This window comes from Pseudomonas cichorii (assembly GCF_003700275.1).
GTDB classification, from domain to species: Bacteria; Pseudomonadota; Gammaproteobacteria; order Pseudomonadales; family Pseudomonadaceae; genus Aquipseudomonas; species Aquipseudomonas cichorii_B.
This window is the reverse complement of record NZ_RBRE01000054.1, coordinates 1-15701: the sequence shown is the minus strand read 5'-3', so window position 1 is coordinate 15701 and position 15701 is coordinate 1. Positions and strand designations below refer to the sequence as shown.

The following is a 15701-nucleotide window of genomic DNA, read 5'->3' as shown; positions in this document are numbered from 1 at the left end:
CTCTCGTCAATTTGAGGCGCGAAAGCGTAGAAGCTTTATGCCATAAATCAGTTATCGGTCGTTCTTGAGAATAAGTAGAGTCGAAATTGAAAAATTTTTTCTGACGTCAAAGTGCCGACTTAAAGTCGGCACCTTGTTGTTATATACAAAGTATTAGTTTGATCCCGAACGCTTCAGTTGCCTGCTTTAGTCCGGGTCCAGATCCGGGTACGCAGTTCTTCGATTTTTACCGTAACCGGTTCGAGAACGAACATCCGGCTGACCATTTCGGCATTCGGATAGACGTTGGTATCGGCCCAAAGCTCGGGATTGATCAATGCATCGGCCTTTTCATTGCCGTTGGCATATTTGACCTCATTGGTGATATTGGCCATTACCTCCGGACGCAACAGGTAGTTCATGAAGGCATAGGCAGCCTTTTCATTGGGGGCGTCGATGGGCATGGCAATCATGTCGAACCACATCGGCGCACCTTCCTTCGGAACGGTATAACCGATCTGAATGCCGTTACCGGCTTTATCTGCACGATCCTGGGCCTGGGCCATATCGCCGGAGAAGCCCAGCGCCATGCAGATCTTGCCGCTGCCCAGGTCTTCGATGTATTTCGAGGAATCGAAATAGGCAACATACGGACGAATCGCCTTCAGCACCGCATCAGCCTTTGCATAGTCATCGGGCTGTTCGCTGTGGGGAGGCAAGCCTAGGTAGTTCAAGGTGATCGGCAGGACTTCCGGTCCGTTATCCAGAATCGCAACCCCACACTGGGCAAGTTTCTGCATGTTCTCGGGCTTGAGAATCAGGTCCCAGGAGTCCAGTGGCACGCTGTCGCCGAGCACTGCCTTGACCTTGGCCACGTTGTAGCCGATGCCGGTGCTGCCCCATAGATAGGGAAAGCCATGCTGGTTACCGGGATCGTTGACCTCCAGCGCCTTGAGCAACACGGGGTTGAGATTCTTCCAGTTGGGCAGTTGATGCTTGTCCAGCACCTTGAGCAGGCCACTGTCGATCTGCCGCGCCATGAAGTGCACCGACGGCACGACCACGTCATAGCCCGAATGACCGGCCACCAGTTTCGCGTTCAGTACTTCATTGGTTTCGTAGGTTTCGTAGCTGGCCTTTATGCCTGTGGCCGCCTGAAAATTCTTCAAGGTGTCAGGCGCGATGTAGTCGGACCAGTTATAGATATTGACCCGTTCTGCCGCATGACTGGTAGAGGCCAGCAACATCAGCGCAGCAATGGATTTTTTCAGCATTTTTTTCAACTCTCCGGGTCAATGCAATCAGCTTGCCCTATACAGCCTGTACATCTCAATACATGGATCAGACAGATTGGCAGGTCAGGCGATTTTGACGTACATCAAGGAATTTAAAAAATTCAGCCAATGCCTGAAAATATTTTCCAGCTCGGTGCAAGCAGGTGCTATTTTTAGGTCTCGTCAGACCGTTCAGATCATCCCGCAGGAAAGCAGTACGATCACACAGGATTCTAGCCTGTCTGATCTCTCCGGCTTTTATCGGTCACATCTCGATTGGTCTTCCTACCCATTGGGGCTGAAGGGATTGCTCAATTGAATCAGGTGGGCCACTTCCATGAACAAAGTCACGTTCCCCAATGCATGCCAACTGATGCGCTGGCACTTTCATCCGGTCGGCTTTGAAGCCACCATGGATGCCCCCAGCAGCATGATTGCCCGCCTGTTCGATCGCGCCAGTGGCGAAACCGTAGTGGCGATTGCCGGCCTGCCCTGCGCCACTGTCATGAATGCCACAGACGTCGAACGGATCATCGAGGCCATCGAAGCCGAACTGGAACTGTTCGGTGACCATCAGCTAGCCGGCTTCATGTAAGCCGGCGGTACTTCGACTCTCCGCCCATTTCCTTATCGTCTGGTGCGCAAGTCCGCAAAGAAGGGCTTGTCCTGGGCAACCCTGTCTGACGCTCTCGGAACCTTGACGCCTTCACTCCCGGCGGCACTGTCGTCGATATACCAGTAGCAATGGCGTACGGCACGGGTGATTGCGACATACGCCAGGCGCAGGATTTCCTCTTTCTGCGCATTGTCGAACGATTCCGTATCGCTTGCGTCTCCCAGACCGGCCAGACGATAGACCTGATTCTTGTAAGGCGACAGCGTCGAGTGCTGGCAATCGCCCAACAGAAAGACCGCATCGGCCTGCAGGCCCTTGGAGCTGTGATAGGTCAAGACCTTGATCCGCCGCGCCTGAGGCGCCAAGGCTGCATCAGTATCCAGAAGTGATTTCAGCTGTTCGCAAATCATGCCCTTGTCACTGCTCTTTCGATACAGCAACAAGATCGAATCGCCATCCTCGTAGTGCTCGGCCACCCGCCGGGCCAGCTCATCGTCGTTACGACTCAGCACCGTCACCGGTAGCAGTTCCTGGATTGCGCCACTGGCCCTGGCCTTCTTGCCGGCAATGGCAGGTGCGGAGCGCACGATATGCTCGGCAGCATCGATGATGTGCTGATGACTGCGAAAGTTATCGCTGAGCATGACTTTTGTGGTTGCAGGTGAAGAGAACTCCCGGGGAAATTCCATGAAGTACTTCGGCGAACTGCCGCGCCAGCCATAGATCGATTGCCAGTCATCGCCGACGCACAGCAGCGATGAATGCCGGGCAGTCTGCCCGCGGTGCATGGCGGCGCCACGGCGACGGATCTCGCGCAGGCTGGCACGTATCCAGGAAACGATCTGCGGCGAGACATCCTGAAATTCGTCGATCATCAGATGAGAGAGCGGCCTGAGCATCTCGTCACTGACCTGCCGGAGGTTTTCCGGGGAGGTTTCGCCAAACAGGGCGAACATCCGGTTGTAGGTCATGATTGGTGGCGTCTGGTCCAGCAGGTGGTTTTCAAAAGCCTTCCAGAACAGGCTCAGGCCCTCGAAGAAAAAACGATCCGGATCATCACTGGCAAAGCTCATCTCGGCCACGGCACCGGGGACATCAAGCCCCAGGTTCTCGATGAAACTGGCGGCTGTGACAAAGCAGTCCAGCAGCGGTGCCGATCCCAACTCGCCCTTGATCCGGTAATCGAAGCCAGGACCGGCCACCGCGGAGCCAGCCAGTGATTTCAGCACCGTACCTGCAGCTTCGTAGTTTTCAAACCAGATCAAAGGCTTGCGACAGAAAGCCTGAAACAGGGTGCGCTTGATTACCCACTCGGCCCAGACCGGCAACTTGGCGCCGGGACGCTTCATCTGCTGGTCTTCGCGGGCATCCAGCCCTAGCACGACCCAGGCATCCAGCTCGGCGATGTAACCATGGACATGGAAGGCAAAACCATTGATTTCAATGGTCTGGCGCATCGGCTCAATGCCTTTTATCGGCCATGCTCTGGCCCGCACCCACAGGTCTTCGATGATGTCGCACAGTTCTTCATCGCGCTTGGCCGACAGATCGGTCACCGTGATGCGCTTTTGCACATCCGGATGATCGCGGTCGAGTTCCTTGAGCTGCAGCGCGTGCCGGTACAAAGGCGCAATGACCTCGCGAAAGCGCTCATTGCTGGCGTAGAGGTCGCGATAACACAGGTTCAACTGCTGGCGCTGGGCATCGTTGATGCGCAGATCGAACGGATTGCTGTCGGCATCGTCACCCGCAGGCGCTGCACTGCCCAGATTTTCAAAGGCTCGCAGTTGCTCGAAGCCCGGCAGGCTGCGTACCAGTGGCAGGATCCGCGAGTGGAAAGTACGCACCAGATTGCGCGCCTGTGGCTGGCTTAATGCATGCCCCCATAACCCCATGATCTCGATCAGCTTGTTGATGAAGTCCTTGCGCGACTCACGGGTGAAGGTGACGACCGTCATCGCCTCCAGCTCGAAACCCAGATAGTGATTGAGCAACAAGACCCGCAATACCAGTGATGTGGATTTGCCAGCACCCGCACCGGCAATCACGTACGTGGAAGGCGTATCGCTGAAGATCATTTTCCACTGCGCAGGACTGGGTTGAGCGTGGGCTGGCAGCTTTTGCGCCACATCGTTCTTGATGCGTTTCTTCAGTTCGGGGGTCAGCGGCAGGCGCCAGTCATCGAACAGATGGTCATCGACTTTCGGGCCGCGATGCTCGCTGGGGCGCGTGTCGCGAATCAGCAAGGTATGGCGGCCCTGCTCCAGTCCATCCAGGCGACCTTCGGCATAACCTTCGTTGACGCCTTCGATATGCCCGTTCAGATAGCCGTCGGCATGCCCCTGAAACCATGAAGGAGCATGCTGCGCGCCCAGCCCCGTCATGCCTCGACCGATCAGGCGCGCCAACAGCCGTTTGAACAGCGGCAGGCGCTCGGAAGGGAGCAGTTCGACATCCAGATCGGAAGGAAGAGCAGAAGGCAGATCGTCAGGCACGCAGGCTCCGGGTAATGATTCAGCGGACGCCTATGGTCGCCGGATTCGCTCGCAAGCTCCAGCGAAATGCTTTTCTTTCAGTCCCTTAGCCGATCAACTGCATGTTGCACCGCAGTTTCGCCATTAAAAACACGTGCTGAAACTTTCGATGACCTGCAGGTTTTCATCGACCAGACAGCCGACCCGCCACTTGTCGAACGTCAGGCACGGATGGGAAGAGCCGAAGGAAATGATGTCCCCGACTTTCAGTTCGCAGCCCGGCGCAACCGTCATGAAAGCATGCTGATCCATCAGCGCGGTGACCTTGCACCCGCTGACATCATCGCCCCTGGCTGCCGACTCGCCGGCCTTGTAACGCAGCAAGGGATTGGGCAGGCCGGCATCGTAGGCAATATCCCGCTTGCCCAGGGCAATGACTGCAAACCCCGGCTCGGGCATCGACTGCACATGCGCCCAGACTTCCATGGCCGGGCGCAGGCCCTCGTCGAGATCGCTGCGACGGTCCAGCACACAACATTGCGCAGCCTTGTAGATGCCATGGTCATGCACCACATAACTTCCGGGGCGCAGCACACTGAGAAACCGCTGGCGTACCGCCTGGGCGTCGAACGCCTCGGCAATCAGGTCGTACCAGGCCGAGCCCGACGCAGTCACGATGGGCCGATCCAGCGCAAAGGCTTGCCGGTCCTGTAGCTCGACGGCCAACTTCACAAGGGATGCGGCAAACGCCTTGATATCGTCGACGGCCTGATCGCCATGGATCACCCCCTCGTAGCCCTCGATACCGGTCAGCGCCAGGGCGGGCTGGGCGTTGATCGCCTCGGCCAGCGCCAGGACTTCCTGTTCGCTACGGCAACCACAGCGCCCGCCGGGCACGCCGTACTCGATCATCACATTCAGGCGCAACCCACGAGCGGCGAAGAACTCGCCCAGGGCCGCCACGTTATCCGGATGATCGACCATGCAGTGAAAGTCGAACATCGAATCGGCCAGCATCTGCGCAATGATTGCCATGTTTGGCGCGCCCACCAGTTGATTGGCCATCAACACACGACGCACGCCATGAGCATAAGCGGCGCGGGTCTGCACGGCAGTGGCGAGGGTCATGCCCCACGCGCCCTCTTCCAACTGGCGCCGAAACAAGGCGGGCACCATGCTGGTCTTGCCATGCGGCGCCAGTTCAGCACCGCTGTTGCTGACAAAGGTCTGCATCCAGCGAATATTGTGCTCCAGCGCCTGATTGTGGATCACCAGGGCAGGCAGGCTTACATCGCACAACAGGCTGTTACCCGGCTCGGCAGCTCCTTTTTCAATGACCGCAATGCTCATGATGCTCTCCTGCTGCTGTTGGGTCGCCATTTCGGCGCAAGCCTTTAACGCTTTTTATAAGCGACGCAATCGATCTCGACCTTGCAATCGACCATCATGCTGGCCTGCACGCAGGCTCTGGCCGGTGCGTGTTCGGGACTGAAGTATTCGCCGAACACCTTGTTGAAACTCCAGAAGTCACGCGGGTCTTCGAGCCATACACCGACACGCACCACATCCTTGAGCTCGTAACCTGCCTCGGTAAGGATCTCGACCAGATTCTGCAGGGTCTTGTGGGTCTGCTCGACGATACCGCCAACAATGATTTCGCCATCCTGCGCAGGCACCTGGCCCGAAACATACAGCCAGCCGTCAGCCTCCACAGCACGGGCAAAAGGCCGTGGCTGGCCGCCTCCAGCAGTGCTGCCGGCACCATAACGAGTAATGCTCATAGGATTCTCCCTGTTGACCTACAGACAGGTGGCGATGGCCGCAGCCCGCAACGCGGAATGGCTATCGCCCTGCGGGGCATAGAATTCGATGTCGGTGGCCGGACCGTTGCTGCGCACATCGGCGAAATACCTGGCCTCGGTGGTAAAGACCGTGAACCCGCCGCCGGAAAGCTTGTGCAGGAACACGTCCGAAGAAGTGCCGAACATGGCTTCGTTCTGCCAGGAAACCTGGATGCACTGGGCAACGGCGGCGTCCTGCTTGTTGCTGGACAGAACCTTGGTCGGCCCGGCCGAACGGGCCGAGTCGGAGGGAGCCGCGCATCCGGCCAGCAACAAGGCTGCCGCGATGATAGAAACCGGAAATTTCATGACATGCCTTCGTCGAAAAAAGCCGATTCTAGCACCGCATGACAGAGGTCAAGCCTCGACCAGCTCGAAAACCACATCCTGAGCCCCTTCCCACAAGGTCTTCACGCCCAGTTTGCGCAGGTTTTCCTTGCCCTCGACAATGGTCAGGAAGTGATTGCCCGCCAGTTGCCCCATCTTGCTGGCAAAACAGCACGAACCGTAGGCCAGGATAATTTCGGTTTCGCTGTAGCCGCCCGGATAAAACAGAATGTCCCCCACCGAAGGATGGCTGGTGGCATTCTCGAAACCGATCGGCTTGTCGTCGAGCATGAGCTGGTAATCATCCAGCGGCACCCAGCAGCCCTCTCCGCTCCAGCGCACATGAATGAACTTCTGCCGGTAAGGCAGCAACTTCAAGAAAGCCGCAACGGTCTGCGGCGCATCGGGATTGGCCTCGGCCAGAAATTCATATCCGCCGGCGCTTATTCTGATGGTGGTCACGACTGCATCTCCTGTCTGCAAAGGAATTCTGTGAATGGCCGGTCACGGAGTGCCGTTTCTGCCATACAGCAGATAACCGGGACGCTCGCTCAAGCGCTCATAGTAAGCCGCAACGGCAGGAAAATCGGGATGATCCAGCGGCGTTTCAAACCAGCGATTGACGGAAAGACCGATCGGTATATCGGCAAGGGTGAAAGTCTTGCCGCTGACATAAGCGCCAGTCGATTCGAGCTGGCGATCCAGTATCTGCATGTGCCTGGCCCAACTGCTGCACGATGCATGCAATGCATCGGGGTCCTGAAAATCGGCCGACTGCCTGACCAGCGACATGAAAGCATAGCCCCAGGACTTGTTGAGATCGGTTGCCTGCCAGTCGATCCATTGATCTATTCGAGCCCGGGTTCTGGGCTGCACCGGGTAGAAATCCTCGCCCGCATGGGCCGCCGCCAGATAGCGAATGATGGTATTGGATTCCCAGAGCACAAAATCGTCCTCCAAAATCACCGGCACCATGGCGTTGGGGTTCAAGGACAGGAATTCAGGTGTCTCGGTTGACTTGAAACCGCTGCCCCAGTCGTCCCGCTCAAAAGCCCTGCCGGTTTCGGCGCAGGCCCACAGCACTTTTCTGACGTTAATTGAGGATGCCTTACCGAGTATTCGCAACATGCCGGGCTCTATCAGCAAAAGAAAGAGCCTGACATTATCAGTTGTTGCCTTGGCTGGACAAACCTGCACTCATCACTCGGCAGGTACTATTGAATTCTGGTCCCCATACAACTATTGCTCGATCATGAGCGTCTAGTAGACTTCAATGCCCTTTGCCATGGAGGCCTATCATGAAGCCGCTCGCAACGATTAACGCGACTCTGTTTCATCGTCACTATGGAGAGCGTGCATTTAATAGTTCTCGCCCCAAGTCCGTCAGGGACTTGACCATCATCACCTATGCAGATGCGTCAAACCTGAGTTCACTTTTTGGGTATCTGAACAAAACATATATCAACAAGGCTACTGGAGCACCACCGCGGATCATTATTGGCCTGGCCGGCATTGATGTTGTCCAGGACCAGATATTGCGCAAGGCTCTGATCAAAATAACCGAAGAGATGCGCGACGGCGTTCAATTACACCTGCACGCGGCATGCCATATCAAATTACTTGCTCATAACGACATTGCCTGGCTCGGCTCGCAAAACATCACCCGTGGTGCAGAGCCCTGGTTTTCAGGTATCCGCTTCTCCTGGAAAACCTACTTCAACCGTTATCATGAGGCCCTGATCAAAATAGATCCGGCGGACTCGGAATGGATCGATGCTCTATGCGAGCAGGTATTGGCCGATCAAGCGCTGTGTACCCGCGTGGAAAAAACCTCTCTGGCCTCAAACCTGGTCAGGGCACTCAAACGTGCTGCCAATGTAAATACCACCATCGAAAACATGCATGCAGGCCAGCGGCTTCGCACGCTTCTCGATAGCCAGCCTGTGCTGGTAGATGCAAAGGGATACAGCAATGGCCCAGCAGAAGCTTGCCGTATGATCTACGACATCGCCCGAGGCCACTCTCCCACCGGGCGAATGTCGGCACTTCTGGAAGAGCTATACGGTGATGCGGATCTTGAGAACATCAAAAGCGACACTGTCTACGAACTTATAGAAGTAGCCGAGGCAATCAGCCTGAATATTCCGGCTTGTGATGCATTCCTGAATGTACTCAAAGCGTCACCCAGGCAAACTGAACAGGCCGAAGCTGAGCTTGCTGAAATCGTTCAGGAAATTGCTCATAACCATGGATTGAGTGATCTTGAAGACTTTGTAGCGCATCAGCGACACTCAATTATCCAAAAGATAATGCAGTCTTCCGACTCCTCAGCCAGCTATCTGGCAGGCGCCATGGACAACGACGGCAAAATCGACGCAGATTTGCTTGAATTACGCCTGTCGCAAACGAGTGGCGGTTTTTCCATTCCTGCGCATTACCAACTCGACTGGGTGAATATGGGTCCTATCCTGAGAGATCTGGACCAACAGGTAGACAGGTTCGTGAAGCAAAATTGGGCGCAACATGTGATTGCGTCAGGAAGGGCGTTGATTCATGAAATTGACCGATTGTATGAGCGAGAACGACAGGACCGTGAGTTTATGGACGTTTACGACAAACTGATGGTTGATCCGGATTCGGAGTTGCGATTTTACGTCTAGCAGCAGGGCACGAGACTGGAGGGGAATCCGAGATCCAGAAACGATGATCCCCCGAAAAATCCAGTCTCTGCAACAGGTTCGTATCAGGCAGAATGCCCAGCTGGAGCTCAATGCTAAAAAAGATGCTCCTTGGCAGCCTTGATGCGTTTTGCCCGCTCCTTGAGCAGATTATCAGCCAGATCGGCTGCCGCCTCGACCGCCTGCTCTGCGGACTCGGCATTGGCGATCATGGCACTGAGAGCGGCCGAGGCATATAGATCCCATGCCTGGACTTCGTCATTAAAGAGCGGTGGTTTGCTCGCCATTGGGCTACTCCTTTGATACAAGGGCAGGAAACAGGTGTCCGGCCCGTCTGGAGAAAAAGACTAGGTTGTAAGGCGCAATTCGCAACAGGCACACAGCATCGCTTGCAGAGTTGCCGATGGTCGGCTCCTTTGCCGGACAGGAATCTGCCCGGCATCGCAGCAACCCTGATCCTATATCCCCCATATGACTGCCGCCCCAGCTATGCGACAATGCGCGCCAAAGTCTGGCATGAACCCCGCATTCATATTCCGGCAACCCGTCCATGACAGGCTGGTTGCTATCGACGTATGCCTCGCTGGAACCACTCAAGCTCCGACTGGAGCGAGCCGCCCTCATGGGGTGCGGCTCACATCGGCATTTCCCAAGTTATTGATAGGTAAGGCAATTGATCTCCACAGCTAACATCACCATGCAGTTCGGCCCAAAACCCTTGTTCGAGAATGTCTCGGTCAAGTTTGGCGCCGGTAACCGTTACGGCCTGATCGGCGCCAACGGCTGCGGCAAGTCCACGTTCATGAAGATTCTGGGTGGTGACCTGGAGCCTTCGGGTGGGCAGGTGATGCTGGAGCCGAACGTGCGCCTGGGTAAATTGCGCCAGGATCAGTTCGCCTACGAGGAATTCACCGTTCTCGATACCGTGATCATGGGTCACGAAGAGCTGTGGAAGGTCAAGGCCGAGCGCGACCGTATCTACTCGCTGCCGGAAATGACCGAAGACGACGGCATGGCGGTTGCCGAGCTGGAAACCGAATTCGCGGAAATGGACGGTTACACCGCCGAATCCCGTGCCGGCGAGCTGCTGCTCGGTCTGGGCATCGGCATCGAACAGCACAACGGCCCGATGAGCGAAGTATCGCCGGGCTGGAAACTGCGCGTGCTGCTGGCTCAGGCGCTGTTTTCCGATCCTGAAGTGCTGTTGCTCGACGAACCGACCAACCACCTGGACATCAATACCATCCGCTGGCTGGAAAACGTTCTGACCCAGCGTAACAGCCTGATGATCATCATCTCCCACGACCGTCACTTCCTGAACAGCGTGTGCACCCACATGGCTGACCTGGATTACGGCGAACTGCGTCTGTTCCCGGGCAACTACGACGAGTACATGACCGTGGCGACCCAGTCCCGCGAGCAGTTGCTGGCCGACAACGCCAAGAAGAAAGCACAGATTTCCGAGCTGCAATCGTTCGTCAGCCGCTTCTCGGCCAACGCCTCGAAAGCCAAGCAGGCCACTTCCCGCGCCAAGCAGATCGACAAGATCCAGCTGGCCGAGGTCAAGCCTTCCAGCCGTGTCAGCCCGTTCATTCGTTTCGAGCAGACCAAGAAACTGCACCGTCAGGCAGTGGTCGTCGAGCGTATGGCCAAGGGTTTCGATGGCACGACCCTGTTCAAGGACTTCAGCTTCACCGTCGAAGCCAGCGAGCGCGTGGCGATCATCGGCCCGAACGGTATCGGCAAGACCACCCTGCTGCGCACCCTGGTCAACGAGCTGACGCCGGATGCCGGTTCGATCAAGTGGACCGAGTCTGCAGAGATCGGCTACTACGCTCAGGACCACGCCCATGACTTCGAGGACGAGTGCACGCTGTTCGACTGGATGGGCCAGTGGACTCAGGGCGGCGAACAGCTGGTTCGCGGCACACTGGGCCGCATGCTGTTCTCCAACGACGAGATCCTGAAGTCGGTCAAGGTGATTTCCGGTGGTGAGCAAGGCCGCATGCTGTTCGGCAAGCTGATCCTGCAAAAGCCGAACGTACTGGTGATGGACGAACCGACCAACCACCTGGACATGGAATCCATCGAGGCGCTGAACCTGGCGCTGGAAAACTATCCGGGCACGCTGATCTTCGTCAGCCACGACCGTGAGTTCGTATCCTCGCTGGCTACCCGCATCATCGAACTCAGCCCAAGCGGCGTGATCGACTTCAGCGGTACTTATGACGACTACCTGCGCAGCCAGGGCGTGGTGATCTAAACCGCTATCGCGAATGAATCCGCTCCCGCACAGACGGTGCAGGAGCGGATTCATCCGTAAATCAAGGCTGGCTCAGCATCTCGATCCACAGCGCACCCTTGCCGGACGGCGCCTCACCAACCCGCTTCAACACCCCCTCGGCACCTATTGAATAGCTGCCTACCACTTCACTCTTCTCTCCCGTCACCAGCAACCAGTGCCCATCGGGCGATACTGCGATATTGCGTGGCTGTTTTTCCTGCACCGCATAGTTTTCGAGGTAGGTCAGCTTGCCGCTGGCAGGTTCGACCTTGAACGCCGACACGCTGCTTGAAGTCCGCTCACTGATAAACAACAGCTTGCCATCGGGAGCGATGCGAATGTCTGCCGCCCAGATTCTTGGGGTCGGATCGTCCTTGAGGTCATTGTTGCGTGCATCACGCACTTCGCCATGGGCCAGTTTCAAGCGCTCGGGAATACCGGCGGCCTGGGTGACCTGGGTCAACGCACCGGTCTGCTGATCGATGGCAAAACCCGTCACGCTGCCGCTCATCTCACCGACTACGTACAGGAACTTGCCGTCCGGCGAGAAAGCCAGATGGCGTGGTCCGGTATTTTCTGCCACGGTGACATGACCCGTGCCAATCGGGACCAGCGTGCCGTCTTTCTCCAGCCGGTATTGCAGGACGCGATCCACGCCCAGGTTGCCGGCGTAGGCAAAACGGTTGCTCGGGTCTGTGCGTACCGAGTGCGCGTGCATGCCGGTCTTGTAGGTCTGGATGCTGTCACCCGGACGCTGCTGCGCATCGATAGGCTGGACACTGAGCAGGTCGGCGCCATAGGACGCGCCCATCAGGAAACGGCCACTGCGGTCGGTAGACAGATACGCCAGGCTTTCGGCCAGCGGCCCTCGGGAAATCGCCTTCAGGTGCCCGGTTCCCGGCTCGATGCTAAAACCCAGCACTTGATAGGGCTTGACGCGCAAGGCGGCAAACAAAGTCTTGCCATCCGGCGAGAGCGCCATGGGGTTGACCTGATCGCCAGCCTTGGTCTGCTCTACCAGACTCAGGGCACCGCTTGTCGCGTCCAGTCGGTACTGGGAAATGAGCCCGTCAGCCGGACTGGAGATATAGGCGAAAGTGGCTGCCTGGGCAGACAGGCCGAACGAGCAGGAGACCGCAGCCGCCAGCAGGAGGTTTTTTCTCATGCAACACCTTTTGTTATTGTGTTTATGGTCAGTCATCCTATGACTGCATGAGAAGAACAGCAATACACCCAATCAGATTGTTAGCCAGCTTTCATTTATGCCGCTGGCACGCCATGATGATTCCACACTGCCCGCCCGCCAGCGAAAGAGTCCGATGCCTGCCGCCTCAAGCCAAAAGCCTTCGCCGCCCAGTTCCATGACGATCACCCTGCAGATCGTTTCCATCGTGTCCTACACCTTCGTTGCCTTCCTGTGTATCGGTCTACCGATTGCCGTGCTGCCGGGTTATGTGCACGACCAGCTCGGTTTCAGCGCCGTAGTCGCCGGATTGACCATCGGCTCGCAATACCTGGCCACCCTCCTCAGCCGCCCGTTTGCCGGTCGGGTCACGGACAATATGGGCAGCAAGCGCGCCATCGTCCTGGGACTTTGCGGCATAGCCGTCAGTGGCGTGCTGACGCTGCTGGCAACCCTGCTGGAGAGCATTCCGCTGGCCAGTCTGTGGATTCTGATCGTGGCCCGGCTGTTCCTCGGTGTGTCGCAAGGCATGATCGGCGTCGGGACCATAAGCTGGTGCATCGGCAAGGTCGGCGCGGAGCATACGGCTCGCTCGATTTCCTGGAACGGCATCGCTTCCTACGGCGCGATTGCCATCGGCGCGCCACTCGGGGTGGTGGTGATCGATCACACCGGTTTCAACAGCCTGGGCATTGCCTTGATCGCCATGGCGGCCCTGGCCTTGCTGATGATCCGCAAGAAACCGTCGGTACCGGTGATTGCCGGGGAACGCCTGCCTTACTGGTCGGTGTTCGGACGTATCGCGCCCTACGGCCTGGGGCTGACGTTATCGTCTATCGGCTACGGTACCCTGACGACCTTCATCACTCTGTTCTACATCAGCCGTGGCTGGGAAGGCGCCGCGTGGTGCCTGAGCATGTTCGGGGTGTGCTTCATCCTCGCCCGCCTGCTGTTTATCGGCGCCATCAATCGCCTGGGCGGCTTCAACGCGGCGATGCTGTGCATGGCGGTGGAAACCGTCGGGCTGGTCATGCTCTGGCTGTCCCCAGACACCGGTTTCGCCCTGGCTGGCGCGGGCCTGACCGGACTGGGGCTGTCGCTGGTCTACCCGGCCCTGGGTGTCGAGGCGATCAAACAGGTGCCTACCACCAGTCGCGGCGCCGGATTGAGCGCCTATGCGGTGTTCTTCGATCTGGCGCTGGCGATTGCCGGGCCGGTAATGGGAGCCATTGCTCTGGGCCAGGGCTATGGCTGGATTTTCTTCTATGCCGCGCTGCTTTCAGTGACTGCCCTGGCACTGACTTTCTGGCTATCCCGCCGGACCAGACCGAACAACTGAGCAGGTCTGTCAGCGCTACTGCTGCCGTCGGTCGGTCAACTAATTGACGCACCTCGCAATCGGATCTTGACTTAGCTCTGTTAGCCATTGATCAGGCTTATAAAAACCTTCATGGATGTCATTTGCGTGGGGGTCGGCCTGTATTGGAAGCATGAATCGCCTCCCTGACCACGTGTCCAGAGAGAGCAGTCATGAGAATCAAGCCCCGGTTTCCTCTGCGCTACACCATCAGAATCCTTCCCTTGGCAGCCCTGCCCTTCATCTCGCCCAACGCCCATGGCGCCTGCGATCTCGCGTCCACCCTCGGCAGCGACATACAGATCTGTGACAGCGGCAGCAGCGGCTCCTTCAACAACCCTGGCGGTAACAACACACTCATATTCCCGGCAGGCGGTACGGGATCGATTCTCGGCAGCGTCACGTATGGCGCAGGGACCGACAGGATCGAGATGAACTCCGGCAGCATTGTCGGCAACTTCAATCAGGGCTCAGGATCGGATCAGTTCCGCATCACAGCCGGAAGTATCACCGGCGATGTGAATCAGAGTTTCGATCCCGACGACTTTGTCATGAGCGGTGGCAACATGCGCTCCCTGACCCAGGGCGATGGACTGGACACCTTTCTGATGACCGGCGGCACCATCAGTAATGCCTTCGAGGATGGCGACCTCGCCAGAATGACCGGCGGCACCATTGGCCGCGTGGACATGAAGCTGGACGACAACACCTTCGACATGTCAGGCGGCACCATCGTCAATAATCTGGTAGCCGGCTTTGGCCGCGACACCATCATTTTATCGGGCGGCAGCATTGGTGGCCTGGTCAGCATCAGCGGCGGTAACGACCGGGTCACGGTCAGCGGCGGTGAGATTCGCGGCGGAATACGTACCAGCTTCGGCAATGACACGTTCACCTGGCAGGATGGCGGCACCATACGCGGCAGCATACTCATGGAAGCCGATAACGATACGGCGACACTGCGTAATCTGGACGAGAGTTATCTGGGGCCCAATCCCTTGCTCAATGGCGGGCCAGGGACCGATCTGCTGACCTTCGACGCTACCCGCTCCACGACGCCCGGCCGCTACAGCAACTGGGAAACGGTCAATCTGAACAACGCTTCGCAACTGGACCTGGCCGGAGCGTTCGTATTGGGTGACAGCGTCAGTGGTACCGGGGTCATGAATATCGACACCAGCAGCACTCTGACCTCCGTGTCGGGCAGCCTTGTGCCGTTCACCAGTGGCCGACTGGCCACAGTCAACAACTCCGGCACCCTGGACATGAGCAGTAACAGCAGTGCCACTGACACCCTCACCGTCCAGGGCAATTACCTGGGCAATAACGGGCAACTGTTGCTGCAGTCGGTACTCGGCGACGACAGCTCACCCAGCGACAAACTGGTGGTTTCGCAGGGAACAATCGGCGGCAACACCCGGATAGTGGTCAACAACCTGGGCGGCAGCGGTGCATTGACCTTGCAGAACGGCATCGAAGTGGTGCAGGCCAGTAATGGCGCGACCAGCGACAATGCGGCCTTTTCATTGCAAAACTCATTATCGGTGGGGGCTTATCAGTACTACCTGTTCAAGGGCGGAGCGACTGCCGGCTCAGAGGAAAGCTGGTTTCTGCGCTCGTCGGTAGTCTCCGCACTGCAATCGTTTTCAGAAGCCACCGAGGTACCCGAACCAACACCAACACCAACA

At 57.4% G+C, this 15701-nt stretch carries 14 protein-coding genes and 1 pseudogene; 6 read left to right on the top strand and 9 right to left on the bottom strand.

Annotated features, from left to right (window positions below):
- Nucleotides 1–173: 173 nt before the first annotated feature.
- Nucleotides 174–1253, bottom strand: a complete 1080-nt coding sequence (locus ALQ04_RS14725; protein WP_122316481.1) for a polyamine ABC transporter substrate-binding protein — start codon at nt 1251–1253, stop codon at nt 174–176.
- Nucleotides 1254–1329: 76 nt separating this feature from the next.
- Between ALQ04_RS14725 and ALQ04_RS27065 the strand changes: the two genes are divergently transcribed.
- Together ALQ04_RS27065 and ALQ04_RS14715 are read left to right on the top strand one after the other, a co-directional pair.
- Nucleotides 1330–1572, top strand: coding sequence for a hypothetical protein (locus ALQ04_RS27065; protein WP_122316480.1), 243 nt, complete (start codon nt 1330–1332; stop codon nt 1570–1572).
- A gap of 18 nt (nt 1573–1590) precedes the next feature.
- Complete coding sequence (locus ALQ04_RS14715; protein WP_122316479.1) at nt 1591–1848, top strand: DUF1652 domain-containing protein; 258 nt, start codon at nt 1591–1593, stop codon at nt 1846–1848.
- A gap of 32 nt (nt 1849–1880) precedes the next feature.
- On the opposite strand, the gene ALQ04_RS14710 is transcribed toward ALQ04_RS14715, so the two are convergent.
- From ALQ04_RS14710 to ALQ04_RS14685, 6 genes are all read right to left on the bottom strand, one after another.
- Nucleotides 1881–4364, bottom strand: coding sequence for a UvrD-helicase domain-containing protein (locus ALQ04_RS14710; protein WP_183142181.1), 2484 nt, complete (start codon nt 4362–4364; stop codon nt 1881–1883).
- 123 nt (nt 4365–4487) lie between these two features.
- Nucleotides 4488–5693 carry an amino acid deaminase gene (locus ALQ04_RS14705; protein ID WP_122316507.1) on the bottom strand — a complete coding sequence of 402 codons (1206 nt, stop codon included), beginning with the start codon at nt 5691–5693 and terminating at the stop codon, nt 4488–4490.
- A 44-nt stretch (nt 5694–5737) separates the two neighbouring features.
- Nucleotides 5738–6124: a RidA family protein gene (locus ALQ04_RS14700; RefSeq protein ID WP_122316478.1), complete on the bottom strand. Its 387-nt coding sequence runs from the start codon at nt 6122–6124 to the stop codon at nt 5738–5740.
- Between the two features lie 18 nt (nt 6125–6142).
- Nucleotides 6143–6493, bottom strand: coding sequence for a 2-oxoacid ferredoxin oxidoreductase (locus ALQ04_RS27290; protein WP_122316477.1), 351 nt, complete (start codon nt 6491–6493; stop codon nt 6143–6145).
- A 48-nt stretch (nt 6494–6541) separates the two neighbouring features.
- The gene (locus ALQ04_RS14690) at nt 6542–6973 is read right to left on the bottom strand and encodes a DUF3830 family protein (RefSeq protein ID WP_122316476.1); all 432 of its coding nucleotides are present in this window, start codon (nt 6971–6973) and stop codon (nt 6542–6544) included.
- A 42-nt stretch (nt 6974–7015) separates the two neighbouring features.
- Complete coding sequence (locus tag ALQ04_RS14685) at nt 7016–7639, bottom strand: glutathione S-transferase family protein (protein WP_122316475.1); 624 nt, start codon at nt 7637–7639, stop codon at nt 7016–7018.
- A gap of 170 nt (nt 7640–7809) precedes the next feature.
- Here ALQ04_RS14685 and ALQ04_RS14680 point away from each other — a divergent pair, with 170 nt between their 5' ends.
- Nucleotides 7810–9171: a hypothetical protein gene (locus ALQ04_RS14680; protein ID WP_122316474.1), complete on the top strand. Its 1362-nt coding sequence runs from the start codon at nt 7810–7812 to the stop codon at nt 9169–9171.
- Nucleotides 9172–9284: 113 nt separating this feature from the next.
- Here the strand turns inward: ALQ04_RS14680 and ALQ04_RS14675 are convergent, their stop codons facing one another.
- A complete protein-coding gene (locus ALQ04_RS14675; protein WP_122316473.1) occupies nt 9285–9476 on the bottom strand; it encodes a hypothetical protein in 192 nt (63 codons plus the stop codon).
- A 386-nt stretch (nt 9477–9862) separates the two neighbouring features.
- Between ALQ04_RS14675 and ALQ04_RS14670 the strand changes: the two genes are divergently transcribed.
- Nucleotides 9863–11452, top strand: a complete 1590-nt coding sequence (locus ALQ04_RS14670) for an ABC-F family ATPase (protein WP_122316472.1) — start codon at nt 9863–9865, stop codon at nt 11450–11452.
- Between the two features lie 61 nt (nt 11453–11513).
- Here the strand turns inward: ALQ04_RS14670 and ALQ04_RS14665 are convergent, their stop codons facing one another.
- Complete coding sequence (locus ALQ04_RS14665; protein WP_122316471.1) at nt 11514–12638, bottom strand: lactonase family protein; 1125 nt, start codon at nt 12636–12638, stop codon at nt 11514–11516.
- Nucleotides 12639–12792: 154 nt separating this feature from the next.
- On the opposite strand from ALQ04_RS14665, the gene ALQ04_RS14660 reads away from it, so the two are divergent.
- Together ALQ04_RS14660 and ALQ04_RS14655 are read left to right on the top strand one after the other, a co-directional pair.
- Entirely contained in the window at nt 12793–13995 is a 1203-nt protein-coding gene (locus tag ALQ04_RS14660) for an MFS transporter (RefSeq protein WP_183142180.1), read from the top strand.
- Nucleotides 13996–14186: 191 nt separating this feature from the next.
- A pseudogene (locus ALQ04_RS14655) lies at nt 14187–15701 on the top strand (autotransporter outer membrane beta-barrel domain-containing protein); the annotation flags it as partial.

Excerpts from the sequence above, each read along its gene's own strand:
- ALQ04_RS14725 (WP_122316481.1), bottom strand. The coding sequence starts at position 1,253 with ATGCTGAAAAAATCCATTGCTGCGCTGATGTTGCTGGCCTCTACCAGT.
- ALQ04_RS14715 (WP_122316479.1), top strand. The coding sequence starts at position 1,591 with ATGAACAAAGTCACGTTCCCCAATGCATGCCAACTGATGCGCTGGCAC.
- ALQ04_RS14705 (WP_122316507.1), bottom strand. The coding sequence starts at position 5,693 with ATGAGCATTGCGGTCATTGAAAAAGGAGCTGCCGAGCCGGGTAACAGC.
- ALQ04_RS14700 (WP_122316478.1), bottom strand. The coding sequence starts at position 6,124 with ATGAGCATTACTCGTTATGGTGCCGGCAGCACTGCTGGAGGCGGCCAG.
- ALQ04_RS27290 (WP_122316477.1), bottom strand. The coding sequence starts at position 6,493 with ATGAAATTTCCGGTTTCTATCATCGCGGCAGCCTTGTTGCTGGCCGGA.
- ALQ04_RS14685 (WP_122316475.1), bottom strand. The coding sequence starts at position 7,639 with ATGTTGCGAATACTCGGTAAGGCATCCTCAATTAACGTCAGAAAAGTG.
- ALQ04_RS14680 (WP_122316474.1), top strand. The coding sequence starts at position 7,810 with ATGAAGCCGCTCGCAACGATTAACGCGACTCTGTTTCATCGTCACTAT.
- ALQ04_RS14675 (WP_122316473.1), bottom strand. The coding sequence starts at position 9,476 with ATGGCGAGCAAACCACCGCTCTTTAATGACGAAGTCCAGGCATGGGAT.
- ALQ04_RS14665 (WP_122316471.1), bottom strand. The coding sequence starts at position 12,638 with ATGAGAAAAAACCTCCTGCTGGCGGCTGCGGTCTCCTGCTCGTTCGGC.
- ALQ04_RS14660 (WP_183142180.1), top strand. The coding sequence starts at position 12,793 with ATGCCTGCCGCCTCAAGCCAAAAGCCTTCGCCGCCCAGTTCCATGACG.